Source organism: Arcobacter siniprincipis (SeqCode) (genome assembly GCF_048571125.1).
Taxonomy (GTDB): domain Bacteria; phylum Campylobacterota; class Campylobacteria; order Campylobacterales; family Arcobacteraceae; genus Arcobacter; species Arcobacter siniprincipis.
Map to the genome: position 1 here is coordinate 676,802 of NZ_CP182343.1, position 26,448 is coordinate 703,249.

30 protein-coding genes are annotated in these 26,448 nt (G+C 27.7%); 24 read left to right on the plus strand and 6 right to left on the minus strand.

Annotated elements, in window-relative coordinates:
* The first annotated feature begins 156 nt into the window (after positions 1–156).
* Entirely contained in the window at positions 157–453 is a 297-nt protein-coding gene (locus ACNI3D_RS03455; protein WP_129101967.1) for a hypothetical protein, read from the plus strand.
* Positions 454–455: 2 nt separating this feature from the next.
* Positions 456–3,425, plus strand: coding sequence for a transcription-repair coupling factor (gene mfd, locus ACNI3D_RS03460; protein WP_419768256.1), 2,970 nt, complete (start codon positions 456–458; stop codon positions 3,423–3,425).
* 3 nt (positions 3,426–3,428) lie between these two features.
* Here mfd and ACNI3D_RS03465 read toward each other — a convergent pair whose 3' ends face one another.
* Positions 3,429–5,543, minus strand: coding sequence for a cache domain-containing protein (locus ACNI3D_RS03465; RefSeq protein WP_419768257.1), 2,115 nt, complete (start codon positions 5,541–5,543; stop codon positions 3,429–3,431).
* 208 nt (positions 5,544–5,751) lie between these two features.
* On the opposite strand from ACNI3D_RS03465, the gene ACNI3D_RS03470 reads away from it, so the two are divergent.
* The 4 genes from ACNI3D_RS03470 (at position 5,752) to ACNI3D_RS03485 (ending at position 9,221) form a co-directional block, all read left to right on the plus strand.
* Positions 5,752–5,961: a DUF4492 domain-containing protein gene (locus ACNI3D_RS03470; RefSeq protein WP_129101964.1), complete on the plus strand. Its 210-nt coding sequence runs from the start codon at positions 5,752–5,754 to the stop codon at positions 5,959–5,961.
* A 2-nt stretch (positions 5,962–5,963) separates the two neighbouring features.
* The gene (locus ACNI3D_RS03475; RefSeq protein WP_419768258.1) at positions 5,964–7,490 is read left to right on the plus strand and encodes a cytochrome ubiquinol oxidase subunit I; all 1,527 of its coding nucleotides are present in this window, start codon (positions 5,964–5,966) and stop codon (positions 7,488–7,490) included.
* Position 7,491: 1 nt separating this feature from the next.
* On the plus strand, positions 7,492–8,625 hold the full coding sequence (gene cydB / locus ACNI3D_RS03480; protein WP_419768259.1) for a cytochrome d ubiquinol oxidase subunit II: 1,134 nt from the start codon (positions 7,492–7,494) through the stop codon (positions 8,623–8,625).
* A gap of 140 nt (positions 8,626–8,765) precedes the next feature.
* Entirely contained in the window at positions 8,766–9,221 is a 456-nt protein-coding gene (locus ACNI3D_RS03485; protein WP_419768260.1) for a NifB/NifX family molybdenum-iron cluster-binding protein, read from the plus strand.
* Positions 9,222–9,250: 29 nt separating this feature from the next.
* Here the strand turns inward: ACNI3D_RS03485 and ACNI3D_RS03490 are convergent, their stop codons facing one another.
* Positions 9,251–10,741 carry a fumarate hydratase gene (locus ACNI3D_RS03490; protein WP_419768106.1) on the minus strand — a complete coding sequence of 497 codons (1,491 nt, stop codon included), beginning with the start codon at positions 10,739–10,741 and terminating at the stop codon, positions 9,251–9,253.
* Between the two features lie 196 nt (positions 10,742–10,937).
* Here ACNI3D_RS03490 and ACNI3D_RS03495 point away from each other — a divergent pair, with 196 nt between their 5' ends.
* From ACNI3D_RS03495 to ACNI3D_RS03510, 4 genes are read left to right on the plus strand one after another with little or no spacing between them, the layout of a single operon-like run.
* Complete coding sequence (locus ACNI3D_RS03495) at positions 10,938–11,228, plus strand: hypothetical protein (protein ID WP_419768261.1); 291 nt, start codon at positions 10,938–10,940, stop codon at positions 11,226–11,228.
* Positions 11,229–11,239: 11 nt separating this feature from the next.
* Positions 11,240–11,917, plus strand: a complete 678-nt coding sequence (locus ACNI3D_RS03500; protein ID WP_419768262.1) for a response regulator transcription factor — start codon at positions 11,240–11,242, stop codon at positions 11,915–11,917.
* Complete coding sequence (locus tag ACNI3D_RS03505; protein ID WP_419768263.1) at positions 11,914–13,161, plus strand: ArsS family sensor histidine kinase; 1,248 nt, start codon at positions 11,914–11,916, stop codon at positions 13,159–13,161. Before ACNI3D_RS03500 ends, ACNI3D_RS03505 begins: the two co-directional genes overlap by 4 nt.
* Positions 13,162–13,178: 17 nt before the next feature.
* Complete coding sequence (locus tag ACNI3D_RS03510; RefSeq protein WP_419768978.1) at positions 13,179–14,297, plus strand: BaiN/RdsA family NAD(P)/FAD-dependent oxidoreductase; 1,119 nt, start codon at positions 13,179–13,181, stop codon at positions 14,295–14,297.
* A gap of 2 nt (positions 14,298–14,299) precedes the next feature.
* Here ACNI3D_RS03510 and ACNI3D_RS03515 read toward each other — a convergent pair whose 3' ends face one another.
* Genes ACNI3D_RS03515 through ACNI3D_RS03525 form a run of 3 tightly spaced genes read right to left on the minus strand, consistent with a single transcriptional unit; the run spans position 14,300 to position 16,727 of the window.
* Complete coding sequence (locus ACNI3D_RS03515) at positions 14,300–15,109, minus strand: metal ABC transporter permease (protein ID WP_419768264.1); 810 nt, start codon at positions 15,107–15,109, stop codon at positions 14,300–14,302.
* 8 nt (positions 15,110–15,117) lie between these two features.
* Positions 15,118–15,867, minus strand: coding sequence for a metal ABC transporter ATP-binding protein (locus ACNI3D_RS03520; RefSeq protein WP_419768265.1), 750 nt, complete (start codon positions 15,865–15,867; stop codon positions 15,118–15,120).
* Positions 15,858–16,727, minus strand: coding sequence for a metal ABC transporter substrate-binding protein (locus tag ACNI3D_RS03525; protein ID WP_419768266.1), 870 nt, complete (start codon positions 16,725–16,727; stop codon positions 15,858–15,860). Before ACNI3D_RS03525 ends, ACNI3D_RS03520 begins: the two co-directional genes overlap by 10 nt.
* Before the next feature lie 160 nt (positions 16,728–16,887).
* Between ACNI3D_RS03525 and ACNI3D_RS03530 the strand changes: the two genes are divergently transcribed.
* From ACNI3D_RS03530 to ACNI3D_RS03575, 10 genes are all read left to right on the plus strand, one after another.
* Positions 16,888–17,046, plus strand: coding sequence for a hypothetical protein (locus ACNI3D_RS03530; protein WP_419768267.1), 159 nt, complete (start codon positions 16,888–16,890; stop codon positions 17,044–17,046).
* A 46-nt stretch (positions 17,047–17,092) separates the two neighbouring features.
* Positions 17,093–17,905 (plus strand): TIGR00282 family metallophosphoesterase, encoded by an 813-nt coding sequence (locus tag ACNI3D_RS03535; RefSeq protein ID WP_419768268.1) that lies wholly within the window; start codon positions 17,093–17,095, stop codon positions 17,903–17,905.
* Positions 17,898–18,539, plus strand: a complete 642-nt coding sequence (locus ACNI3D_RS03540; RefSeq protein ID WP_419768269.1) for a 3-methyladenine DNA glycosylase — start codon at positions 17,898–17,900, stop codon at positions 18,537–18,539. Before ACNI3D_RS03535 ends, ACNI3D_RS03540 begins: the two co-directional genes overlap by 8 nt.
* A gap of 13 nt (positions 18,540–18,552) precedes the next feature.
* Complete coding sequence (locus tag ACNI3D_RS03545; protein WP_013134495.1) at positions 18,553–19,341, plus strand: AAA family ATPase; 789 nt, start codon at positions 18,553–18,555, stop codon at positions 19,339–19,341.
* 10 nt (positions 19,342–19,351) lie between these two features.
* Positions 19,352–19,594 carry a hypothetical protein gene (locus ACNI3D_RS03550; protein ID WP_419768270.1) on the plus strand — a complete coding sequence of 81 codons (243 nt, stop codon included), beginning with the start codon at positions 19,352–19,354 and terminating at the stop codon, positions 19,592–19,594.
* Between the two features lie 14 nt (positions 19,595–19,608).
* Positions 19,609–20,319, plus strand: coding sequence for a bifunctional demethylmenaquinone methyltransferase/2-methoxy-6-polyprenyl-1,4-benzoquinol methylase UbiE (gene ubiE, locus ACNI3D_RS03555; protein ID WP_375722876.1), 711 nt, complete (start codon positions 19,609–19,611; stop codon positions 20,317–20,319).
* An 8-nt stretch (positions 20,320–20,327) separates the two neighbouring features.
* The gene (gene xseA / locus ACNI3D_RS03560; RefSeq protein WP_419768271.1) at positions 20,328–21,515 is read left to right on the plus strand and encodes an exodeoxyribonuclease VII large subunit; all 1,188 of its coding nucleotides are present in this window, start codon (positions 20,328–20,330) and stop codon (positions 21,513–21,515) included.
* A gap of 68 nt (positions 21,516–21,583) precedes the next feature.
* A complete protein-coding gene (locus ACNI3D_RS03565) occupies positions 21,584–22,066 on the plus strand; it encodes a chemotaxis protein CheW (RefSeq protein ID WP_129100010.1) in 483 nt (160 codons plus the stop codon).
* Positions 22,067–22,078: 12 nt separating this feature from the next.
* A complete protein-coding gene (locus tag ACNI3D_RS03570) occupies positions 22,079–22,483 on the plus strand; it encodes a response regulator (protein WP_129100011.1) in 405 nt (134 codons plus the stop codon).
* The gene (locus ACNI3D_RS03575) at positions 22,484–23,851 is read left to right on the plus strand and encodes a response regulator (protein WP_419768272.1); all 1,368 of its coding nucleotides are present in this window, start codon (positions 22,484–22,486) and stop codon (positions 23,849–23,851) included.
* 4 nt (positions 23,852–23,855) lie between these two features.
* Here ACNI3D_RS03575 and ACNI3D_RS03580 read toward each other — a convergent pair whose 3' ends face one another.
* The gene (locus tag ACNI3D_RS03580; protein ID WP_419768273.1) at positions 23,856–24,383 is read right to left on the minus strand and encodes a peptidylprolyl isomerase; all 528 of its coding nucleotides are present in this window, start codon (positions 24,381–24,383) and stop codon (positions 23,856–23,858) included.
* 131 nt (positions 24,384–24,514) lie between these two features.
* Between ACNI3D_RS03580 and ACNI3D_RS03585 the strand changes: the two genes are divergently transcribed.
* Genes ACNI3D_RS03585 through ACNI3D_RS03600 form a run of 4 tightly spaced genes read left to right on the plus strand, consistent with a single transcriptional unit; the run spans position 24,515 to position 26,447 of the window.
* Entirely contained in the window at positions 24,515–24,877 is a 363-nt protein-coding gene (locus ACNI3D_RS03585) for a (2Fe-2S) ferredoxin domain-containing protein (protein WP_419768274.1), read from the plus strand.
* 10 nt (positions 24,878–24,887) lie between these two features.
* On the plus strand, positions 24,888–25,271 hold the full coding sequence (gene panD / locus ACNI3D_RS03590; RefSeq protein WP_419768275.1) for an aspartate 1-decarboxylase: 384 nt from the start codon (positions 24,888–24,890) through the stop codon (positions 25,269–25,271).
* Positions 25,264–25,587: a YbaB/EbfC family nucleoid-associated protein gene (locus tag ACNI3D_RS03595; protein ID WP_013134505.1), complete on the plus strand. Its 324-nt coding sequence runs from the start codon at positions 25,264–25,266 to the stop codon at positions 25,585–25,587. The genes panD and ACNI3D_RS03595 overlap by 8 nt, the downstream gene beginning before the upstream one ends.
* The gene (locus tag ACNI3D_RS03600; RefSeq protein ID WP_419768276.1) at positions 25,587–26,447 is read left to right on the plus strand and encodes a polyprenyl synthetase family protein; all 861 of its coding nucleotides are present in this window, start codon (positions 25,587–25,589) and stop codon (positions 26,445–26,447) included. The genes ACNI3D_RS03595 and ACNI3D_RS03600 overlap by 1 nt, the downstream gene beginning before the upstream one ends.
* The last annotated feature ends 1 nt before the right edge of the window (position 26,448 follow it).

Genomic DNA, 26,448 nt, shown 5'->3' on the forward strand with positions numbered 1-26,448 from the left:
TCTAAAAAATTATTAATAGGTCTAGTAAATTATTAAAAAGAATTCGACACTTTTATATTTCCAACATTTAAACCTCAAATTAATGCTTATTTAAATACAATACTTTTTAAAAAAAATAGTATGAATTATTTTAAAGTAGTACCTTTAGGAGATAAATTGGAAAATATTGAGTTAGTAGTTATATTAGAAGTAGAAAATTTAAAAGATAAAGAGAAGTTTGAAAAGCACTTAAAAAAAGAGGGATTTAAAATAGTTCCAGAGGAAGAGTTTGTTTATACGGGGATTTCAAGTACAACAACATTTTCTACAAAAGCATATATTTTAGAAGTATTTAAAAAAGGTTTACAAAAAACCGAGTTTGACTCTTGTAATATGGTTTTTTTACTTAATGAAACACCATACCCTCCATATACTTATGACAAAACTACAAATGATTTTGAAGAGGTTAAATAGTATTGAACGGCTTATTTGAATTTTTTAAAGAGAAAAATGAATGTAAACTTTTAATAGTAAGTGATGATAAAGAGGCACAAGAAGCCTCTGATGTATTATCTTATAATCAAAAAAAACCTTTTGTATTAGCTGATTTTAGAGCAAATTTTGGAGATGACTTACTCTCTTTTTCAGAAGAATTACAAAATATCACAAAAACTTTAAATGAGTTTTATTCTTACAAAAAAGAGAATAAAGTCTTAGTTGTACCTTTACGAACAGCTTCATATAAAATGCCAGTTGAGAAGTGTTTTGACTCTTTTAAAATAGAGTTTGCTTCAACTATTGATTTGGATAAATTAAAAGATAAACTTTACAATTGGGGATATTATTTTGTAGATATTGTTACAAGTGGGGGAGAAGTCTCTCTTCGAGGTGATATACTTGATATTTGTCCTTTAGGAGCAAATAAAGGTTTTAGAGTAAGTTTGTTTGATGATGAGGTTGAAAGTATCAGAGAGTTTGATATTGAAGATCAAAAATCATCAAAAGAAGAGATAGACTCTTTTAATATTACTCCTGCATTTTTAGCTTTAAATGAAGAAGAGATAAATAGGATAAATGAAGAGCTTGAAACTGTACAAAGTGATGCTTTTATAAAAGATATTCACTCTTTAGGGTTTTGGTATTTGGATGATTTGGGAGAGTATTTGCCTTCTAAGTTTACTTCATATATTACTTATACTGCCCTTGATGAACTTGATGAAGCATATATCTTTGAAGCAAAAAGAATCGATAAAGAGAAGTTTTTAACTCTACCGAAAATACCAAAAGCTAAAAAATATCAAAAAATAGAACCTGCAAATATAAAAGAGTTTTTGAGTTTTCATGAAGGTAAAAAACATATAATCATTTCAAGTACTGAAGCTAAGGTAAAAAGCTTTGATTTAGAACTAAGTGATAAAAATATCAAGTATGTTTTTGAACCATATATTATAAATTTAGTAAGTGATGATGAGGTCATTATATCACTTAACAAAGAGATAAAGAAAAAAAGAAAAAAGAAAATTAAGCTTGTACTTGATGAACTTCTTGTAAATGACTATGTAGTTCATGAACAACATGGTATTGGACAGTATAAAGGAATAGAACCTGTTGTTGTAATGGGTGCAAAAAGAGATTTTGTAATAGTTGCATATGCAAATGAAGATAAACTTTTAATACCAGTTGAAAATATAGATTTAATAGATAGGTATGTGGCAGATGGTAGTTCTTATGCTGTTGTTGATACACTTGGTAAGGGAAGTTTTGCAAAACTAAAAGATAAAGTAAAAGATAGACTTTTTGCAATTGCAAATGATATTATAAAATTAGCAGCTGCAAGAGAACTTGTAAATGGCATAAAAATAAATTGTGATAAAAAGATATTAAAAGATTTTAGCACTAGTGCCGGTTTTGATTATACTAAAGATCAAAAAAGAAGTATAAATGAGCTATTTGATGATTTAAGTAGTGGAAAAGTGATGGATAGATTGCTTTCTGGTGATGTTGGTTTTGGTAAAACAGAAGTTGCTATGAATGCACTTTTAGCAGTTATTTTAGATGGACATCAAGCTCTTTTTGTATGTCCTACTACTTTGTTGGCTTCTCAACATTTTCATAGTATGAAAAAAAGGTTTGATGAGTATGGCATAAAAATGGCTCAACTTGATGGAAAAACAACTGCAAAAGAAAAAACTTATGTTAAAAAAGCACTAGAAAGTGGAGATATAGATTTAGTAGTAGGAACTCACTCTTTACTTGATATTAAAACAAAAGATTTAGCTTTGGTAGTTATTGATGAAGAGCATAAATTTGGAGTAAAACAAAAAGAGAAATTAAAAGAACTAAGAGAAGATGTTCATATTTTCTCAATGAGTGCAACTCCAATTCCAAGAACCCTAAATTTAGCCCTATCGAAACTAAAAGGTATGAGTTCTCTTTTGACTCCTCCAACTGAGAGATTAGGGGTAAGAACTTATGTTAAAGAGTTTGAAGAAAAACTAATCAAAGAGATAGTTTTAAGGGAAAAAAGAAGAGGTGGACAACTTTTTTATGTGCATAATAACATCGCTTCTATGGAAGCAAAAAAAGCAGATATAGAAGAGCTTATTCCAAATATAAAAATTGAGATGATTCACTCAAAAATCACCCAAGTAAAAGCTGAGAAATTAATCGAAGATTTTAATGATGGTAAATTTGATATTTTACTTGCTACTTCAATAGTAGAATCAGGACTTCATCTACCAAATGCAAACTCAATGATAATTGATGGTGCAGATAGATTTGGAATAGCAGATTTACATCAACTTCGAGGAAGAGTAGGGCGAGGTCATAAAGAAGGTTTTTGTTATTTTATAGTTGAAGATAAGAAAAAAATTACAAGTGATGCCATAAAAAGATTATTGGCTTTAGAGTCGAATTCTTACCTTGGAAGTGGAACAGCCTTAGCCCACCAAGACTTAGAAATAAGAGGTGGTGGAAATATTATAGGTGAAGCTCAAAGTGGACATATCAAACAAATAGGTTATGGGCTATATCTTAAGATGTTAGAAGATACCTTAGCAACACTTAGTGGAGAATCAAAAGAAGAGAGTCAAATAGTAGATATAAAACTTGCTATTTCTGCGTTTATTTCAAGTGATTACATAGTAGAAGATAGAGTAAGACTTGAACTTTATAGACGACTTGGAAAAGCAAAATCAAAAGAAGCTATTTATGAAATTGAAGAAGAGATGGAAGATAGATTTGGGAAACCAGATACTCCAACAAAACAGTTTTTAGAATTAATTATGATAAAAGTTTTAGCTTTACAAAAAGAGATAAAAACGGTATCAAGTTACGAGATGAATGTAACTTTCACTAAAAATGATGATACAAAAGAGACAATCAAATCTCCAAGTAAAGATGATGATGATATTATTGCCACGGCTTTAAAGTATTTAAGAAAATAATTCTTAAATACTTATACATACCTTATTTCTACCAGTTTCTTTTGCTTTATAAAGTGCTTCATCGACTAATTTATAAACACTATCAGCACTTTGAAGTTTTTCTCCTTTTGTAACAACTAATCCAATTGAAATAGTTAAGTAAGGACTTATTTTATTCGCTTTATGTTCAATTCTTAAAGCTTCAATTTCATTTTTAATTGAATTTGCATATGCTAAGGATTCTTCTTCATTTTTATATGAGAAAAGAATCCCAAACTCTTCTCCTCCTAATCTAAATGCAAAATCACTTGCTCTTGCAGTATTTTTAATTAATATTTCAGAAACTTTTACAAGCGCTTCATCTCCTTTTTGATGTCCATACGTGTCATTATAAAGTTTAAAGTAATCAATATCTAACATAATAAAAGCAAGAAAATAGTTATTTCTTTTTGCTCTGTTTATTTCTTCTTCAATTTTTGTATTAAAGTATCTTCTGTTGTATGTTTGTGTTAGCTCATCTGTTATTGATAGATATTCAACTCTCTTTTTATCTGTTATATTTTGTTTTATTCCTGTATAACCTTTTATTTTACCTTTATGATAAGTTGGATAAATAGTTATTTTTACCCAATATATTCCACCATTTTTATTTTTATTTTTTAATTCACCTTCCCAAATATTACCATTTAATAAAGCTTTCCACATCTGTTTATAAGTCTCTTTTGGAATATCAGGGTGACGAACTATATTATGTGATTTACCTATTAACTCTTCTTCTTCATACCCAGATATTTTACAAAATGAATCATTAGCACTTGTTATTTTACCTTTAGCATCTGTAGTTGATATGATTACATTTTTATTAACAATTTCTAAAAGGTCTCGAACTCTTTTTTCTGCTTTATTTCTAAGTTTCAATGTTTTGTTTAGTTTTTTTGCAATAGTTCTAAACTCTGTAAAAGAAAATTTATCTAAATTTATTTTTTTCAGATTTGAAGAAGCTGAATTAAAAAGCGAAATTAAATTTATTATATTTGATTCAATAAAAGAGGTTATTCTTTTAGATACAAAGTAAATAAGAATAAATAAAAAAACAAATATTAAAAGAATAATACTCGATTTTGTAAAAATTGCATTTTTCAATTGATTTTGTTTTTTTAATAATTCATTATCAAGTTCATCCATATATGAACCTGTACCAATAATCCATCTCCATTTTGCATACTCTTTTACAAATGCTAGTTTTTCATACTTTTCATCATCAGAGTTTAATTTTTTAAATTTATAAAAGAAAAATCCACCATCAGGATTCTTTAATGCCTCTAGTTGTTTTTTAAACAGGGATTCATTTGGATATTCTATAGGTGGAATGGCTTCTTTTCCATCGTGAATTAGTGCTTTTTTATCTAAAGTGTTAATGAAAAAATATCCATCTTTACCATATCTAATTGAAGCAATATATTTTAATACTTCATTTTTACTCTCCCTAGTAAGGTCATCGATATAAAACCCCATTCCTATATGCCAATTATATGGTTCAAATAGTTTAATAAAGGACAATTTATCATATGATTTATTATCATCAGTATTGGGTTTGATAAAATAGTTATCAACAAAACCCTCTTTTTTATTTAAAGCGATATTACTTTGTTTTTGGATAAAATAATTTCCTTTTTCATCTTTTAAATTCCAAATATCTTTATTATCTTCTAAATAAGATTTTTTATTAAAAAGTATTGCTCGGCCTTGATTTGAATTAATAAAAAAGTATGTATCTGATTCATAAGTAATATTCTCAAGTGAAGTTATTATAAGATATTGAATCTCTTTTTCATTTTTTGTATTTTTGTATTTATTATATATCTTGTAAGCAATTAAATAAGCATCATTAACTCTATTTCTTAATTTCTCTTTTGTTTTTATTTTAATATTTTTTTCATTATATGATATATAGTCATACATCTTATTTACTTCACGCTTTATTTCATTTTTCTTTTGATTAATAAAATCACTTCTAATTTGTTCACTTTCTTTTAAGAAATTTTTGTATTCAAAAAATGTACTAATTGAAAATGCAAGAAATGTAGATATTATAGCTGTGTAAAAAATGGCTTTTAAGATTAAGTTAGATAATTTCATTTCAAGACTTTTATAATTTTATATATTATATTATAAAATAGGTATTAAAGGTATAAAAATAGTAATTTGACATGTGAATAAATAAAATTTTATAGCATATTTTCTCTTTTATTATAAGCTTAGATAATAATATTATTTATAATAAATTAATATTTAAGTTGTATACTTACAAAAAAATAATAAGTTTAAATTATTAAAGAATCAAGAAATGTACAATTATTTAAGAATCTTCAAATTTTATATTGATGGCTTTAAAAGTCTAACTATAGGTAAAACTTTATGGAAAATCATAATTATAAAATTAATTGTAATTATAACTCTTCTAAATTTTTATATTTATGACAAATCATTAAATAGTGAATATAAAACCACTAAAGAAAAAATAAATTTTGTATATAAAAATATCACAAAGGACTAAATATGGAAGCACATTTAGTAGATTGGTCTAGGGCTCAATTTGCATTAACCGCTATTTATCATTGGCTTTTTGTTCCATTAACTTTAGGATTAGGATTTATCATAGCTTTTATGGAAACTATTTATGTAAAAACTGGCGATGAATTTTGGAAAAAAACAACAAAATTCTGGATGGGATTATTTGCTATAAACTTTGCTATAGGGGTTGCAACTGGTCTTATTATGGAGTTTGAATTTGGAACTAATTGGGCAAATTATTCGTGGTTTGTTGGAGATATTTTTGGCGCTCCTTTAGCAATAGAAGGACTTTTGGCATTTTTTATGGAGTCAACTTTTTTTGCTGTTATGTTTTTTGGTTGGGATAAGGTAAGTAAAAAATTTCATCTTCTTTCAACTTGGCTTGTAGCCATTGGTTCAAATTTAAGTGCTTTGTGGATTTTAGTAGCAAATGGTTGGATGCAATATCCAGTTGGAGAGAAATTCAATCCAGATACAGTTAGAAATGAGATGAATAATTTTTGGGATGTTATTTTATCTCCAGTTGCTGTAACAAAATTCTTGCACACAATTTCAAGTGGTTATATTATGGCTTCTTTATTTGTAGTAGGAGTTTCTGCTTGGTTTTTATTAAAAAAAAGAGAAACCAAATTTGCAAAAAAATCAATGATAGTTGGTGCTACTTTTGGACTAATCACTTCAATATTTATTTTATTAACAGGAGATGAATCTGCCCATCAGGTTGCACTGAAACAACCTGTAAAACTAGCTGCCATGGAAGGTTTATATGAAGGTAAAGAGAAAGCTGGAATAACTGGTATTGGTATTTTAAATCCTAATAAGAATTTAACTAATGATGAAGAGAGTTATTTATTTGAAATCAATGCACCTTATGCCCTTTCTTTTTTGGCATTTCATGACATAAATTCTTTTGTTCCTGGTTTAAAAGATTTGGTTTATGGAAATGAAAAGTACGGTATTGAATCTGTTGAATCAAAAATGATAAAAGGGAAAATTGCAATTGATGCACTAAAAGAATATAAAGACGCAAAAAAGAATGATGATTTAGTAAGTCAATTAATAAGTAGATCTATTTTAGAAAAAAATATGAAATATTTTGGATATGGGCATTTGAAAAAACCAGAAGATGTTGTTCCTCCTGTTGCCCTTACTTTTTACTCTTTTCATACAATGGTAGCACTTGGAACATGGTTTTTTCTTCTTTTTGTTTTAATCTTATTTTTTAGTATAAAAAAAGATATCTTGAAATATAAAACTCTTTTAATAGCTTCCATAGTATCTATTCCTTTAGGATATATTGCAAGTGAAGCTGGCTGGATAGTAGCAGAAGTTGGAAGACAACCTTGGGCTATACAAGATTTGATGCCAGTTGGGATTGCAGTTACTGATATCTCATCTTCAAGTGTACAAGTAAGCTTTTTCTTGTTTGCAGTTTTGTTTACACTGCTTCTTATAGCTGAGATAAAAATAATGCTTAAACAAATATCTCTTGGTTTTGAAGGAGGACATTAATATGTTTGAAAATCTTACTTTACTTCAATTACAACAGTATTGGTGGATAATAATTTCACTTTTAGGTGGATTATTTGCATTTATTATGTTTGTTCAAGGTGGACAAACCCTATTGGGAAGATTATCAAAAGGCGATGAAACTTTAAAAACTATGCTTATAAATTCACTTGGTAGAAAATGGGAACTAGGTTTTACTACACTTGTTTTATTTGGAGGTGCTTTATTCGCAGCTTTTCCTTTATTTTATTCTACAAGTTTTGGTGGAGCTTATTGGGTTTGGATGGCAATTTTATTTTGTTTTATTATTCAAGCGGTAAGTTATGAATTTAGAAAAAAAGCTAATAATTTTTTAGGCCAAAAAGTTTATGAGTTGTTCCTTTTTATAAATGGAAGTGTAGGTGTGATTTTATTAGGAATTGCAATAGCTACTTTTTTTTCTGGTTCAAGCTTTAGTGTGGATACAAATAATTTCTCACATTGGCATGGCTCATATAGAGGATTAGAAGCTGCAAGTAATATATTTAATCTATCTTTAGGTTTTGCACTATTTTTTCTAGTGAGAATTTCAGGAGCCTTATATTTTATAAATAATATTGATAATGAAACGATAAAGCAAAGAGCAATAAGAAGTATAAAAATTGATATGCTTATTTTTTTATTTTTCTTTTTGATTTTCTTATATTTACTTTTGAGTAAAAGTGGTTTTGCTTATGATATTAATGGATTGGTATATTATCAAGAATATAAATATTTATATAACTTTTTAGAGATGCCAATAGTCTTAGGAATGTTTTTAATTGGTTTGTTGATGGTTATAATTGCAGTTTTTATGACCATTCATTTTAACAAAACTTGTTGTATTAAAACAGCTGGTGTTGGTATTGTATTAACTGTAATGGCTTTGTTTTTAAATGTTGGATTAAATGGAACTTCATATTATCCTTCTCTTTATGATATGCAAAGTTCATTGACTATTCAAAATAGTTCAGGGAGTCATTATACTTTGACTACTATGTCTTATGTTTCATTAATTGTTCCTTTTGTTTTGGCATATATAACTTATGCTTGGTATCAAATGGATAAAGTGAAAATAACTAAAGAAGAGATGGAAGATTCTCATACTCATAAATATTAGGAGTTAAAATGGAGTATTTAAGTTCAATTGTTTGGCTTGTTTCCTGGCCTCTGGTGATTTATATTTCTTTTAAATTGATAGAACATAATATAAATAAAATATAGATTTAATACAAAATAATATATAAAAAGGACAATAAAATGATTACATTCCCTCTAAAAACAAATAAAGAAAATGCAGCGGTATCACCACTGTTTGGTAAAGCAAAATATTTTGCTTTTTATGATGGTGAAAATTTAAGTGTTGAAGAAAATCCATATGGAAAAGGTTCAAAACTTATTAATTGGTTCAATGAAAAAGGCGTAGATACAATAGTAATAAAAGAGATGGGTTCTAAACCTTTTGAAGCTATTTCTAAAACGGCTATAAAAGTATTGTATGCAGGTAATGATAGAGTTACTACAAATGAAGTATTAGAAAACTATACAACTAATAGTTTAAAAGAGTTATCAATAGATGAACTTCAAAAAATAGTTAAAGAGCACAAAGGAGATAAAAGTTCTTCTTGTCATTCACATTCACATGAAGGTGAAACTAAAAAGAGTTGTCATAAGAAAATGGTAGCGCAAAATCCATATGTTTTTTTAAATAAATAGTACAAAGCTAGAAGCTTTGTACTAAATTTTTAAATAGTTCTCCACTTAGCAGGACCAGTAGTGTGAATAGAAACACCCTCAGTATCAACAGCTACAGTAACAGGCATGTCTTTAACTTCAAACTCATATATAGCTTCCATACCAAGTTCTTCAAAGGCTAATACTTTTGCTGATTTAATTGATTGTGAAATCAAATAAGCAGCTCCACCAGTAGCTATTAAATACATTGATTTATACTCTTTGATTAAATCAATTGTTGGTTGTTTTCTCTCAGCTTTTCCAATCATTCCCATGATTCCTATTTCCATCATATCTTTTGTAAATTTATCCATTCTTGTTGAAGTTGTTGGTCCCGCAGGTCCTACTGCTTCATCTCTTACAGGATCAACTGGTCCAACGTAATAAATAAATCTATCTTCTAATTTAACTCCATTAGGAAGATCTTTACCTGCATTTTTATATTCAACTATTTTTTTATGTGCTGCATCTCTAGCTGTTAAGATTTTTCCAGATAATAAAAGTGTATCTCCTGATTTAAATTGAGATAAATTCTCTTTTGTTAAATCTTCTATATTTACTCTTTTAATTGTATCCATTGGTAATTCAATATCTGGCCATAAATCTAAATCTGGTTTATTAAATACAGCTGGTCCATCACCTTTTAGTTTAAAGTGAATATGTCTTGTTGCTGCACAGTTTGGAATCATAGCAACAGGAAGTGATGCTGCATGACATGGATAATCTAATATCTTAACATCAAGTACAGTTGTAACTCCACCAAGACCTTGAGCTCCAATTCCTACTTTATTAATATCTTCATATAATTTAAGTCTTAATTCTTCTAGTGCATTTTGAGGACCTCTTGCTTTAAGTTCATGAATATCAACATGACTCATTAAAGACTCTTTTGCTAAAAGCATAGCTTTCTCAGGATTTCCACCAATTCCAATTCCTAATATTCCAGGAGGACACCATCCAGCTCCCATATTTCTAACATTTTCCATAACCCAATCATAAATACTATCACTTGGATTTAATACAGCAAATTTAGATTTATTTTCACTTCCTCCACCTTTTGCTGCAACTGTAATATCTATCTCATCTGAATTATCTACACTTACATGAATAACTGCTGGTGTATTATTTTTTGTATTTACTCTTTTTCCAGCAGGATCAGAAACTACTGAGTATCTTAAAGTGTTATCAGGATCTGTATACCCTTTTGCAACACCTTCATTTAATAAATCAACTAACTCTTTTTTAATATCTAAAGGAGCATTTAATCCAACCTTTACAAAGATATTAACACTTCCTGTATCTTGACATAAAGGTCTATGACCCATTGCACACATTTTTGAATTAATTAATATTTGTCCAATTGCATTTTTTGCAGCTTCACCTTTTTCTACATTATAAGCTTCTACCATCCCTTTTACAAAATCTTCTGGATGATAAAATGATATGTATTGACATGCGTCTGCTATACTCTCGATTATATCTTGTTCGGTTATTTTTTTCATAATTTAGATACCTTTATAATTAAATTATCTAAGTATAACTAATAAATGTTTATGAAGTTTAGTTTTTTATAATATAAAATCATATGAAATTTATGTGAATATTTTAGTAACACATATTAACTTTGAGTTAACATTTTATTTAGAAATGGTTATATGTCTCTGTCACAATTACTAAAAGATAATGAAGGAGGAATAGATGAAAAAAGTTCTTATAACGGTATTGTTATTAAGTAGTTTAGTCTCAACATTTCTATTTGCAGTAGATTTGAAAAAAAGTAATAGTGAATTTAAAAATAATCCAAAAGTAAAAATAAACTCTTATACTAAAGTGTTTAAAGATGGAAAGTTTGATAAAGAAAAATATATGGATATCTCTTTGAATAACAATAAAAATATGGTAGAATACGAAGCTTCTTTAACAAAAAAGATTTATAATATTTTAACAGATAAACAAAAAAAACAACTAAAAAAAATGCTTGACTCATAAAGGTTTTTAAAATGATAAATATAGCAATGGTGGAAGATGATGCTGAATTAGCAGAAGTTTTAACTGAATACTTAAGTAAATTTAGTATAAAAGTAACAAATTACGAAGAGCCTTTTTTAGCCCTTAGTAGTTTAAAAATAAATAAATTTGATTTGATAATTTTAGACTTAACACTTCCAGGTATGGATGGCTTAGATGTTTGCAAACAAATAATTACAAATCATGATATTCCAATTATTATCTCAAGTGCTAGAAGTGATATCACTGATAAGGTTACTGCTTTACAATTAGGAGCTGATGATTATTTACCAAAGCCATATGACCCAAGAGAGCTAGAAGTAAGAATTAAAACTATTTTACGAAGATATAATATTAGCTCTAAAATAGAAGAAAAGCCAAGAAAACCTTTCATTTTTGACGAAGAAAAAAAAGAGATAAGAAAAAATGGAAAGTTTATTAGGCTAACAGCTGCTGAATATGAAGTTTTATCTCTTTTGATAAAAAGAGAAGGATTTATTGTTTCAAGGGATGATATCTTTGAAAATAGTGATTTATTAAATAGTGATTATGATAATATTGGTTCACTTGCAGTAATTATAAATAGAATTAGACATAAAATAGAATCCAATCCTAAAACACCCAATTTCTTACACACAATAAGAGGAATGGGATACAAATTTTTACAATGAAAAAAGAATCAATATTTTTTACTATAACAATTAGTTTTTTCATATCTATATTTTTAGTTATAGCTAGTTTCATTATACTTGTACTTCATACTCAAGATGATAAAGAAAAGCATCTTTCTAAAAAATATTTACCAGTTGCAAAGATGGTATTAGAACAACAAAGAACAAATGGATTGACAAAGTTTTTTGTAGAGTCTTTATCAAATATGGATATGGAATTTATAAATGATATTGGAAAAATGAATGCAGTTTTATATAATCCCCAAACAAGAGTTGCCCTAGAGAGAAAATACAGAACAATTTTAGTTAGAGTTTTAGATTTACATGGTGATAGTTTTTTATTTATAAAAAGTGATGGTTTAGAAATAATGTTTAAAGACAGTGATTATAAACATGTGAATCCTTTAATCTCTTTAATAGTAGTTTTTACAGTATTGTTTATTACAATTATTCTATCTTTTATTACTACTTGGAAAAAACTATATCCAATCAAACTTTTAAAGGATAAAGTTAAAACCCTTGGTGAAGAAGATTTTGATTTTGAATACCATACCAATGATTTAGATGAAGTTTCTCAATTAGCAATAGAGTTTAAAAATACAGCAAAGAAATTAAAAGACATAAAAGAATCAAGAAATGTCTTTATTAGAAATATAATGCATGAACTAAAAACTCCTATTACTAAAGGTAAATTTTTAAGTGAGTTAGAAAATAGTGATGAAAATGCTGAAAAGATGAGAAGAGTATTTACAAGATTGGAATCGCTTATTAAAGAATTTACACAAATTGAAGAACTAATTTCTTCTACAAAAAATATCGTAAAAAACAACTATTTTTTAGATGATATTATAGATAATGCTACAGATATGCTTATGCTAGAAGATGATGTTATTATCTCAGAATATGAAAATAAAAAATTAAATGTTAATTTCAAACTTTTTTGTTTGGCAGTTAAAAATTTAATTGATAATGCAATAAAATACTCAGATGATAAAAAAGTGACTGTAAAAACGAATGAGAAAGATGAAATAATATTTGAAAATAAAGGAAAAGGCCTGAAATATTCCCTTGATAAATATTTCGAACCATTTTTTGCAAATGAGAGCAAAAGTAAAAATAGTTTTGGACTTGGTTTATACATAGTAAACTCTATTCTTAAAGCAAATAATTGCATACTTAAATACGAATATAAAGATGGAATAAATATTTTTATAATAGCTAAAAGTGAACAAAAGGATAAATAATATTTGATATTGCAATTATAGGGGCAGGAGCAAGTGGCTTGATGCTTGCAACACACTTAAAAAATGATAATGTTTGTTTAATAGACACTAATGCAAAGGTTGGTGCAAAAATTAAAGTATCAGGTGGAGCAAAGTGTAATATTACTAATAACAAAGTTTCGTCTAATAATTACCTAGGTGAAAATGATTTTGTATCTTCAGTTTTAAAAGAGTTTTCAAATGAAGACTTAATTAGATTTTTAAAAAAACAAAATTTAGATTTCAACCTTAATGAAAAAATTGTAAAAGGAACTTTTTTTTGTAATACTTCTCAAGATGTTATTGATATGTTTTCAAAACTTATAAAAAATAAAAGAGTTTTTTTTAATACAACAGTAACAGATGTAAAGTATGAAGATTTCTATAAAATAAAAACAAACAATAAAACGATAGAAGCAAAAAAATTAGTAATAGCAAGTGGAGGTTTAAGTTATCAAAGTTTGGGTGCTAGTTCTATTGCTTTTGATATCGCAAAATCTTTTAATCATAAAATAAGTCCTTTAAATCCAGCCCTTGTAGGTTTTACTGTTCAAAAAGAACAGTTTTGGTTCAAAGAATTAAGTGGAATTTCTATGTTTGTAAAAGCAAGTGTGGAAAATAAGAGTTTTGAAGGAGGTCTTCTTTTTGCCCATAAAGGAATAACTGGACCTGTGATTTTAAATAGTTCTTTATATTGGAAAAAAGGAAAGATGAGTATAGACTTTTTGCCAAATAAAACTTTTAAATCCTTTTTAAAAGGTAATAAAAATATCTCTTCAAGTTTTAATCTGCCCAAAAGATTTATGCAAGAGTTTTTAAAATCAGTTCAAATAGATGATAAAGCAATTAGTAGTTTGACAAAAGAAGAACTAGATAAATTGGAAGTTTTAAAAAACTATGAATTCGCACCTGCTGGAAACTTTGGATATACAAAAGCAGAAGTTACAAAAGGTGGAGTAGAAGTTGAGCAAATAGATGTAAAAACTATGGAAAGCAAAATCAAAAAAGATTTATACTTTATAGGTGAAGCTTTGGATGTAACAGGCGAACTTGGGGGATTTAACTTTCAGTTTGCTTTTTCTTCTGCTTATGTATGTGCAAAAGAGCTAAATAAATAGATTTATAAAGCTCTTTTTTTGTTTATTTTTAGCGTTAAACTTAGTATAAATAAAACCAATGAAGTTACCACAATAGTAGCACCACTTGGTAAAGATATATAAAATGAGACAAAAAGCCCAATTACAACAGCTAAAACTGCAAAAAGTACTGCCAATAAGCAAGTTATAAAAAAGCTTTTTTCAAATTGCATTGCAGAAATTACTGGCATAATCATTAAGGCACCTATTAATAGTACACCAATAATTTTTATGGATAATCCAACAGTAATTGCCACAAGTGAAACTAACATATAATTTAAAAAACTTACATTTATTCCAGAAGCTTTTGCAACTTCTTCATCAAATGCTACAAAAAGTAATTTTTGATAATTATTGATAATAAAAAAAGCTGATAAAATTCCAAATATACAAATTGTCCAAATATCTTCTTTTGAAACAGCAACAATTGAACCAAAGAGATAACTAAATAAAGCTACATTAAAAGAGTTTGAAAGTGAAACTATAATAATTGCAAGTGCAAGGGCTGAAGATAAAAATATTGATAAAATAGAATCAGAATATATATTATGGTTTTTTCTTAGGTATTCTATAAAAAGTGAAGCTAAAATGGCTATTAAAATTGCACTATATGTTGTTGAGATTGAGAATAAAAAACCAAGGGCAACACCAAGTAGGGAAATATGAGCTAAAGCATCAGATAACATAGAATACCTTCTTACAACTACAAAAGTACCTAAAGTAGGTGCTAAAATTGCTATAAAAATACCTGCTATAAAAGCTCTTATCATAAAAGAGTATTCAAAGATTTCCATATATTTCCTTAGTGATGATGACAAACAATATTAGTGTCAATGCCATATAATTTACTCATTTGTTTATTATTTAGTATTTCATGTGGAGTATGGCAGGATAGAAGAGTTTGGTTAATACATAAAACTCTTTTTATATCATTTACAATCACTCCTAAATCGTGTGTAACAAAAAGTATTGTGATATTATCTTCTTTATTTAATTTTTTTAATATTTCATAGAATTTTGCTTGAGAATTGGTATCTACGCCTGTATTTGGCTCGTCAAGTATTAATAATTCTGGATTACTTATAAGTGCTCTAGCTATCATTACTCTTTGTCTTTGACCACCTGAAAGTTCAGAAATTCTTCTATTTTTCAAATCAGTAATTTCAATTTTTTCCATAATAGATTCAATTTTTTTATGATCTTCTTTTGATATTTTTGAAAACAAAGAAGTTTTATAGGCTAATCCAAGATTAATCACTTCTTGCACAGTAATAGGGAAACTACTGTCAATTAAAGTTGCTCGTTGTGGTACATATCCAATTTTATAATATTGTTTGAATAAAGATTGTTTGGTATTAAATAGTTTAATATCTGAAATATTAGGATTTATTAATCCCAATATTATTTTCATTAAGGTACTTTTACCACCACCATTGGGACCAATGATGGCAGCATATTCACCCCTTAATATTTCAAAAGATATATCCAGAAGAATATCTTTATAGCATAGATTTTTTATATCAATTATGATGTCAGAGAATTTTATTGACAATTCATTGCATCTTTTAATTTAGTTAAATTTTCTGTCATAATAGAAACAAAACCAACATTTTCTTCATTTTGTTTTTTAGTTATATTTTCAACTGGACTTAGTTCATCTGTTTTAACATTTGCTTCATCAGCAATAGTTTTTGCTATTTTGTCACTTGCAAACTCTTCAAAAAATATTGTATGTATATTTTCTTTTTTTACTATTTTAATAAGTTCTGCAATTTGTTTAGCTGATGGTTCTTCATCAGGAGACATACCAGAAATAGAGTATTGTGTTATTCCATAATCATTTGCTAAATATCCAAATGCATCATGATTTACTACAACTTTTCTGTTTTTACAAGTTTTTAAAGTCTGATATTTTGCTTGCAAAGTAGTTATTTCTTTTAGATATGTACTTGCATTTTTTTGATAACTTTTTTTGTTCGCAGGGTCTTTTTTGATTAAAAGAGATTCAATATTTTTTATCATCTTAATATAGTTATCAAAACTTAACCAATAATGAGGGTCATAAACTTTACCATCTTCAAACTCTTTGTGCGTAGCTAGTTTTACATGTTTGCTCATATCAAATGTTTTATCAGCTATTTCCATTGATTTTATAACTTTTGTACTCCAAGGTTCCATAACTTTACCACTAGTTATAAATAAATCACTTTTTGATAAAAGTGCCATACTTTTTGGATTTGGTTCAAAATCATGGGGTTCTGTTCCAAATGGAATTAAATTATTTAGAACAACATTTTTCCCACCAACTTCTTTAACTACACTATATAGTGGATATATAGTTGTTGTAACTGTTAATTTAGCAAACAAAACTGATGATGCTAATATACTTAATACTAAAATTTTCTTAAACATTATTTTCCTTTATGATGCAACTGAGTTGCATTTGATTTTGGAATCATACATCCGAATTTCTTAAATGCAACTTAGTTGCAAAAGAAAATTAAATTTTATTTTTAACCATTTATATTAGAATAATTAGATACTTTTATAGATATAATATTAAGGAATAAAGATGTGTTTAGTAATATCATTACTATCTTTTGCCATTGCATATAATTTTTATGATCCGACAAATTTAATACCAACAATTATAAGTTTTACAATTGGTATATTTTTTCTTTTGACTATGCTTCGAAATATAAAAAATGAAAGAAGTAAAAGAAAAAACTAACTCTTTTATTGATACAATCCAAATTAGATAAATTAAGGGAAATAATTTGAAAATAGCATTTATTGGTGATATAGTTGGTAGACCAGGAAGAAAAATAATAGAACAATATTTAAAAAAATTAAGAGCAAAATATGAAATAGATTTTGTAATTGCAAATGGTGAAAATGCAAGTCATGGTTTTGGACTAACAGTTAAAAATGCCAATGAACTATTTAAAGTGGGAGTTGATTTAATTACAGGAGGGAATCACTCTTTTGATAAAAAACAAGAGATGATAAATCTAGTAACAACTCAAAATGTACTTAGACCAGCAAACTTTCCTGAAGCAATGCCAGGAGTTGGACATATGGTATTTGATGTTGCTGGTGAAAAACTTGCAGTTATAAATTTAATGGGAAATTTTGCGATGCCAATTTGTGATAATCCTTTTAATAAAGCAACCCAAATTATGAAAGAACTCGAAGAACAAAATATCAAAAATATTTTTATAGATTTTCATGGTGAGGCTACAAGTGAAAAAAGAGTCATGGCCATGATGCTTAATGGAAAAGTGAGTGGTATTTGTGGAACTCACACTCATGTGGGAACTGATGATTTACAAATAGTTGATGGAACTACATATTTAAGTGATATTGGATTAACTGGTTGCAGAGACAATGTCATAGGAATGGATGCAAAAAATCCAATAGATAAAGCAACAACTGGTTTAGGTGGGCATTTTACTATTTCAAGCTCATGTAAGTCTATTTTACAAGTTCTTGTGATGGATTTAGAAGATGGTAAATCAAAAGATGCCTTTAAAATAAAAATATTATGTGATAAAGAAGAAGAGATAATTACAAAGGCAATCTTTGAATAGTATTTTAAACTCATTTGATTTATATATTTTTTTAAATGCAAAAAATTTAATAGATTCAAAGTATAAATATTGGTGGCCAACAAACAGTGATTTTGAGGTCTTTATAGGCGCAATATTAACCCAAAATACAAAATGGACAAATGTAGAAAAATCTTTAGAAAACCTAACAAAACTAAAACTTTTTGATTTAGAAAAACTTTCAACAGTTGATACAGATGTTTTAATATCTGCAATTACTCCAAGTGGTTTTAAAAATCAAAAGTCAGTAAGAATCAAAAAAATATGCGAAAATATACTTGAAGAGTTTGGAGATTTTGAAACTTTTAAACAAAATGTCTCTAGGGAGTGGTTACTTTCTCAAAAAGGAATTGGGGCAGAAACTTGCGATGCAATTTTGTGTTATGCTTGTCATAAAGAAGAGATGGTCGTTGATTCTTACACAAATAGATTACTCAAAACTTTTGGATATGAGTTTGAAAGTTATGATGAACTCAAAGCTTGGTTAGAATATGGAATTAATGAAAATTTCGATAAAATTGAATCGCTTTATGATTATGATATTTCACTAAACATGATATATTGTAGATTTCATGGCAAAATTGTAGAATTCATGAAAAATCAAAAAAAGTCTTAAAGGATTTATAAAAATGATTATTATTCCTCAAACTAAAGGTGGCGTTGGAAAATCAACAGTTGCTATGCAAGTAATAGCTCCATATTTATATAAAAAGCATGGAAAAAAGATTACTTACATAGAAATTGATGATGAGAATAATGATAGTCAATCATTTACAACAACTCAAATAGTAAATAAAAGAATGTTAAGAACAAACAAAGTAAGTGATTTGGATGAGCTTATTTTAATGGATGATAATCATGAAATAATTATAGATGTTGGTGGAAATAAGACTTCATCATTGGTTTTAGAAGAGATTAAAAAAGTGGGTTCTTTTGGGAACTTGAAATGGATTATTCCTTTAGGTGATGGTGAACTTGATGGAAAAAATGCAATTGCAACTATGAAAAAAATAAGAAAAATAGAACAAAGCCCTGATGAAAATATTATATTTGCATTAAACCGTGCAATATCTATGGAAAAAGATTATGTGGAAGAACAATTTATAAATTTCTTTGGACATAAATATTTAGCTTCAAATACAGTAATGTATGATTTTATGAAAGATCCAAAATACTTTACAGTTAAAAATGATAAAGTAATTACAATGAGCAGATACCTAGGTAGTACAGTTTGGGAAATGGCACATAATAATACTGATTTTAGGGAAAAAGCTTTAAAGGCTAAAGAAGCTGGTGATGTTGCAAGTGCAAAAAAATATATATTTTTTAGAAGAGTACAATCTGAAGCACAAGATTATGTGTTAAATGTATTAAATCCAATCTTTAAAGATTTGGATAAATGGTTAGAAAAAAAATAACATGAGTGATATGAGTTTCAAACAAGCAAAAGAGCTTGTTGAAAAATTAGAGTTAACAGAATTAACACTTAAAAAATCAACTGATGATATAGATAAATCAAGTAAAAAATTTAATGAAGCTTTAAAAATGCAAGAGCATTTATTGAAACTTATGCAAGAAAAAGACAAAAAACTAGATATTTTAAAACTATTAGTGGTTTTAAATATTGGGTTTATAGGTGGCTTACTTGCTGGAGTTTTTTTATTTAAATAATAGGGATATTTATAATGGGTAAACAAGAAAAAATAGTATCAATGTTCAATGACATAGCAGGAACTTATGATGTTGCAAATCGAGTTATGAGTATGGGGATTGATAAAAGTTGGAGAAATAAAGCTTGTAATTTAGCTTTTTCTTTTTATGGTAAAAACAAAATAGAAAAAATAATTGATGTGGCTTGTGGTACAGGTGATATGCTTACTACTTGGCAAAAAGTAGCAGATAAAAATGCCATAGAGATTCAAAATAGAGTTGGAGTTGATCCAAGTGTTGGAATGATGGATGTAGCAAAAGTAAAACTACCAGAGGTTGAATTTATAGAAGCTGGTGCAGAATTACTTCCTTTTGATAGTGAAGTAGCTGATATAATTTCTATATCTTATGGAATTAGAAATGTTGTTAAAAGACAAGAGGCTTTCCATGAGTTTGCAAGGACTCTAAAAAAAGATGGACTTTTAGTTATTTTAGAGTTTACAAAAAATGAAAAAAACTCTCCACTTGATTATCTTACGGATTTTTATTTAAATAAAATTTTACCAACTGTAGGTGGACTTATTTCAAAAAATAAAGAAGCATACACATATTTACCAACTTCAATTGATGAATTTTTAACCCAAGACAATTTATGTTTAGAACTAAAAGAAGCAGGATTGGAACCTATTTATGTAAAAGGTTTTTCAATGAATATCTCAACACTATTTATTGCAAGAAAGGTTTGATTTAACATATGAATCAAGCCATTAGTGTCTCAACACTAAATAATCAAATTAAGTCTTTACTTGAAACTACTTTTATAGGTGTATATGTTCAAGGGGAAATTTCTAACTTGACATATCACTCTTCAGGACATATATATTTCTCTGTAAAAGATGAAAACTCTACAATCTCTTGTGTAATGTTTAGGGGAAATGCTCAATATCTAAAGTTTAGATTAGAAGTAGGCATGAAAATTATAATCTCTGGAAGTATCACAGCATACATTCCAAGGGGAAATTATCAATTAATGTGTACAAAAATTGATCCAGATGGACAAGGCTCACTTGCCCTTGCTTTTGAGCAATTAAAAGAGAAACTTCAAAAAGAGGGACTTTTTGGTTCAAATATTAAAAAAGCTCTTCCTAAATATCCTAAAAATATTGTAATGGTTACATCTCCAACGGGTGCTGCTATTGAAGATATGAAAAAAGTTGCACAAAATAGATGGCCTTTGGCAAATCTTATTTTAATTCCTACTTTAGTTCAAGGTGAAGCTTCAAAATTTGATATAGTAAACTCAATAAAAAAAGCTGATAGTTTAAACTGTGATGTGATGATTGTAGGACGAGGTGGAGGAAGTATTGAAGACCTTTGGGCTTTCAATGAAGAAGTTGTAGCAAGGGCTATTTATGAAGCAAAAACACCTGTAATATCAGCAGTAGGACATGAAGTTGATTTTTTAATCTCTGACTTTGTAGCAGATGTTAGAGCTGCAACTCCTTCAAATGCCATGGAAATCGCACTTCCTGATAAAAATGAACATCTTCAATATTTGGATAATTTACAAGTAGAATTTGAAAATAGATTTAAAAGAGTTCTTTATAATAAAGAACAAGTATTATTAAATTACAGAAAATATTTTGAGCAACACTCATTAGACAAGAAATTTTCATTTATTAAAAAAGAGATAGATTATTTGAAATCAAACTTTTCTAATGCTTTATCTCAAATATTAAGACAAAAGCAAAATGAATTGACTTATCTAAAAACTGCTTATGAATCAGCTCATCCAGACAAGAAAATAAAAGATGGATATGTTCAAATTTCAAAAAACAATCAAGTCATTAGTTTAGAGAAAGTACAAGTTAATGAAGAAATAATATTAGAAAGTTCTAAATTGAAAGTTAGATGTAATATTTTAGATATTAAAAATATATAAAATTTAAGCTAAATATAGTAAAATATAACAAAAAATGGTAACACACTATTAATAGGAGTTCAGTTCATATGGAAAATAAAAATAAAGACAATGCCGTAATTGATTACGCTAACACAAGTGAGTATATGAAGTTCGTATTAGGTTCTATGCAATACGCAATTGAGCTACCTAAAATTAGGGAAATTTTGACTTATCCAGAGATGATAACTGTTTTGCCAAATGTTCCTACATATATAAAAGGGCTTATTAATTTAAGAGGTGAAGTTGTTCCTGTTGTGGATTTAAGAATTAAATTTAAAACAGGTGAGATTGTAAATAATCAAAATACAGCTGTAATTGCTGTTGTAACAGAAGATAAAAGAATGATTGGTATTGTTGTTGATAAAGTTGATGATGTACAAAGACTTGACTTAACATCTTTATCTCCAGTATCTGAAATAGGTTCATCAATTCCTGCAAAATATCTAAAAGGCTTTGTAAGACTGCATAATAATGAAATGTTAGTAATAATGGACATTGAAACTGTTGTTAGCAAAGCAGAATTAGAATAAAAAAGGTGACTGATGTCAGAAAGTTTACAAGAAAGTATTAATAAGCTAAAAAAACTAAGATTTCTTTTTGTAGAAGATGAAAAAGATTTGTTGGATATTATTGCTGAAACACTAAAAAAATTAGAAGTAAACTTTCTTCTAGCCAAAAATGGACAAGAAGGACTAGAGGTTTTAAAAGAACACTCTAGTGAAATAGATATAGTGGTAACTGACATAAGCATGCCAGTGATGAATGGTTTAGAGATGATTAAAGAAGCCAAAGTTTTATATCCCCACTTGGAAATTATTATTATGACAGCTCATACTGAAGCTAAATATAAAATAGAAGCTGAAAGTTATGGTGTAAAGGATTATTTACTTAAACCATTTGATTTTATAAAATTTATTGAGTTAATTAATCAAAAAAAGATAAATTAAATGTCTTTAGATAAGACTTTATTAAAAGAGATCACTATTTTATATGTAGAAGATGATGATCTGATGAGAACAGAATTAGCTTCTTTACTTACAAATTTTTTTTCCCAAGTTTTTTGTGCTAGTAATGGTGTTATGGGTTTAGAAGTATTTAAAAAAAATCATAAAAAAATTGATCTTATAATTAGTGATATTAATATGCCCAAAATGTCTGGTATTGATATGATAAAAGAAATTAGAAATTTTGATAAAGAGGTGGGAGTAATATTCTCAACTGCATACTCAGATAAAGAATTTTTGATTGATTCTATAAAATTAAAAGTAGTTAATTATATTGTAAAACCAATTGATATAAGAGCCTTATTGGAATCTATTAGTGAGTTTGCAGAACACTTATCCTCTAAAAAAATCATTAAAACTAAAAATAAAGAGCTCTCTTTATACAAAGAAGCAATTGATGTAAACAGTATAGTAATAAAAACGGATATTCAAATGAATATAACTTATGTAAACTCTCATTTTTGTAAAATATCAGGTTTTTCAAAAACTGAACTTATAGGAAAAGAGTTTTCAAGTTTAAAGTATCATGATATGAATATAAAAATCTATAATAATATGTTTGCAAAGATTTTAGATAATAAAATGTGGAAAGGAAAGCTAAAACAAATTACAAAAGATAATAATATCTTGATTTTGGATTCTTCTATAATCCCTTCCCATGATGAAGATGGTAATATCAATGGCTCAATGATTATTCAAAGTGATATAACACAAGACATTAAAAAACAAAAGGAAGTAGAAGTAGCTTTAATGAAAGAAAAAAGTGATATTTTTATTCGAACAAAGGAGACTTTTGCTAAAAACAATGTACAAATAAATGAACTTGAAAATCAAGTTAAGCAACTTTTTGATGAGCTTAGAAAAACAGAATTAGATAACGAAAAATATTTAAAACTATTAGATAAATATAAAGATGACATTAAAATCTTGACATCAAAGGTTAATAAATATGAGAAGAGTGAGATAAGTGATATAAAAGGTATTGATGTCTTAAAAATTCAAAAAGATAATGCGAATTTGAAAATTGAAATTAAAAGATTAAGAGATAATATGGAAAAGCTTATTCTTAATTCTCAGAAAAAAGTAAGTCAATTAAGAACTGCTTCAAGTTTAGAAGTTGAACATTTAGAAAAAGAGTTAAAAAAAGTTAAATCTACACATACTTCAGTAGATAAAAAAGTACTACTAGAAAAAGTCAAATATTGGGAAGAAAAAGCAAAAGAAGAAAGAGACAGAATTGAGGATTTAGAAAAAAGAGTTATGAGTCTTGTTGACTCAAAAACCCTTTCAAAAATTTATAATGGAAAGTAAGATTTTATTTTATCTCTAAAGAAATAATTTTTTGCTCTGTTAAAGGTTTATTACCTTGATATTGACCAGTTGTCGGGACATTTTCTAATTTTTTCACTACATCCATACCTTTTTTTACATATCCAAAAATTGTGTGTCTACCATTTAACCAATAAGTTGGAACAGTAGTTATAAAAAATTGACTTCCATTTGTATTTGGCCCTGAATTTGCCATGGCTAAAATACCTGGTTTATCAAACACTGCATTTGGTGAAAATTCATCTTTAAATGGTTTCCCCCAAATTGATTCTCCACCTCTACCTGTACCTGTTGGATCTCCACCTTGAATCATAAAATCTTTTATAATTCTGTGAAAAATTAGATTATTGTAATAAGCATTCTTTGCATGTGTTGTAAAGTTTTCAACTGCAAGTGGAGCCATATCAGGTCTTAACTCAATTTCAATTGTACCTTGAGTTGTTTTTAAAATTGCTACAGGATTTGCAGCAAAAACTGAAATAGCTAAAATTGCTAAGATAAAGATTTTTTTCATTTTACACCTTTGTTTTTTTAGAAATAAAGTATATTATCTTAGCTTTTAAGAGTTTATTAAAAAAATAGTTTTTAGAAGTCTTTAATATTTATTGGATAAAATTATCGAAAATATGACAATAAGGAAGAAAAATGGAAATGCCAGTTATCCCCCAACCAACATTCTATATGTTCAAATGCGAACAAAGCGCACCTCCTGGGATGCCAAAACCTAGCTGTTTAACAGAAGATAATAGAAATTTATTTAATTATTTAGCTCAAAAAATGATGGAAAAAGGTTTAATGGGACCTGTGCAAGCAATTAGAACTTCATGTCTTGGAAGATGTCAAATGGGTCCTGTTCTTTTAGTAGAACCAGGACATACAATGTACTGCAAATTATCTAAGGAAAAAATAGATAAAATTGTGCAAGAACATATAATAGATGGAACCCCTGTTCAAGAATTTGTTATTCCAGAACAGTTTTGGGGTGAACCTATTAATTTAACAAAATAAAAGAGGAATTATGACAATTGATATGCTTTATAGCAAAATTCATAGAGCAACAGTAACTGATGCAAATTTGAATTATGTAGGCTCAATTACAATTGATGAAGAACTTATGGATGCATCAAGTTTAAGAGTTGGACAAAAAGTAGAAATAGTAAATGTAAATAATGGCGAAAGATTTGCCACTTATGTTATAAAAGGAAAAGCTGGAAGTAAAGACATGTGTCTAAATGGAGCCGCAGCTAGAAAAGTAGAAGTTGGTGATAAAATAATTGTTATTGCTTATGCTTCTTATAGTGAAAAAGAATTAGAAAACTATAAGCCAACAGTTGTGCTTGTAGATGAAAAAAATAATGTAACTACTGTAACAAATGAATTAATTGGGAGTGATCATGTTTGATGGAATAGATTTAAGTAAACTTAATCTAAATGATATTATGGGTCAAGTTCAAAATATGAGCGAAAAAGCAAAAGAAGATAATGCTTCAAAAATCTTTACCTCAAAAGCAGGTGGAGGGATGGTTGAATTATCAATAAATGGAAATTCTGAAGTTATTGATTTACAAATTGATGACTCTTTACTTGAAGATAAAGACTCTTTACAAATTTTACTAATTTCTGCTATGAATGATGTAATAAAACAATCAGATGAAAATAAAAAAATGATGGCTATGAACATGATGAGTGGTATGGGATCATTTGGTCAAAATAAATAATGAACAGACTTTTAGAAACTTTTGAAAACTATTTAAAATCTAACCTTCCCGTATCAAAAACTTTTCATCCTCATTTTGAAGAGGCCTTGAGTTTGATGATGGATGCTGGAGGTAAAAGATTTCGACCTATGCTTTTATTAGGAATTGTAAATTCAAAAAATTCCCTTCTTGTTAAAAGTGCTCTTCCTGTAGCTTTAGGGTTAGAAATGCTTCATACTTACTCTTTAGTGCATGATGACTTACCTGCAATGGATGATGCCGATTTACGAAGAGGATTTGAAACTTTACATAAAAAGTTTGATGAGGTAACAGCTATTCTTGTAGGTGATGCTTTAAATACTGAAGCTTTTAATAAAATTGCAAATGCGCCATTAGATAGTGATGTTAAAATTGAGTGTATAAAAGTATTGGCAAGTGATGGTGGAATTGATGGAATGATTATTGGTCAAGCTATTGATTGCTTTTTTGAGAACCAAAAACTTGAGCTTGCTCAACTTGAATTTTTGCATATACATAAAACTGCAAAATTAATAGCAGCTAGTTTAAAAATGGGTGCGATTATTGCTAACTATGATTTAACTATTCAAGAAAAGCTTTACAATTTTGGAATTGATATTGGACTTCTGTTTCAAATTCAAGATGATATTTTAGATGAAACACAAAGTTCTTTAGAAGCTGGTAAAACTACTCATAATGATGAAGCAAAAAATTCTTTTGTAAATTTACTTGGACTTGATGGTGCAATAAATGCTGCAAATGAACTTGCTTTGAAATGTGAAGAAAGTTTAAATTCTTTAGATGAAAATTTGTATGATTCACTGAATAATCTATTAATAAAATATATAAATCGGCATAAATAAA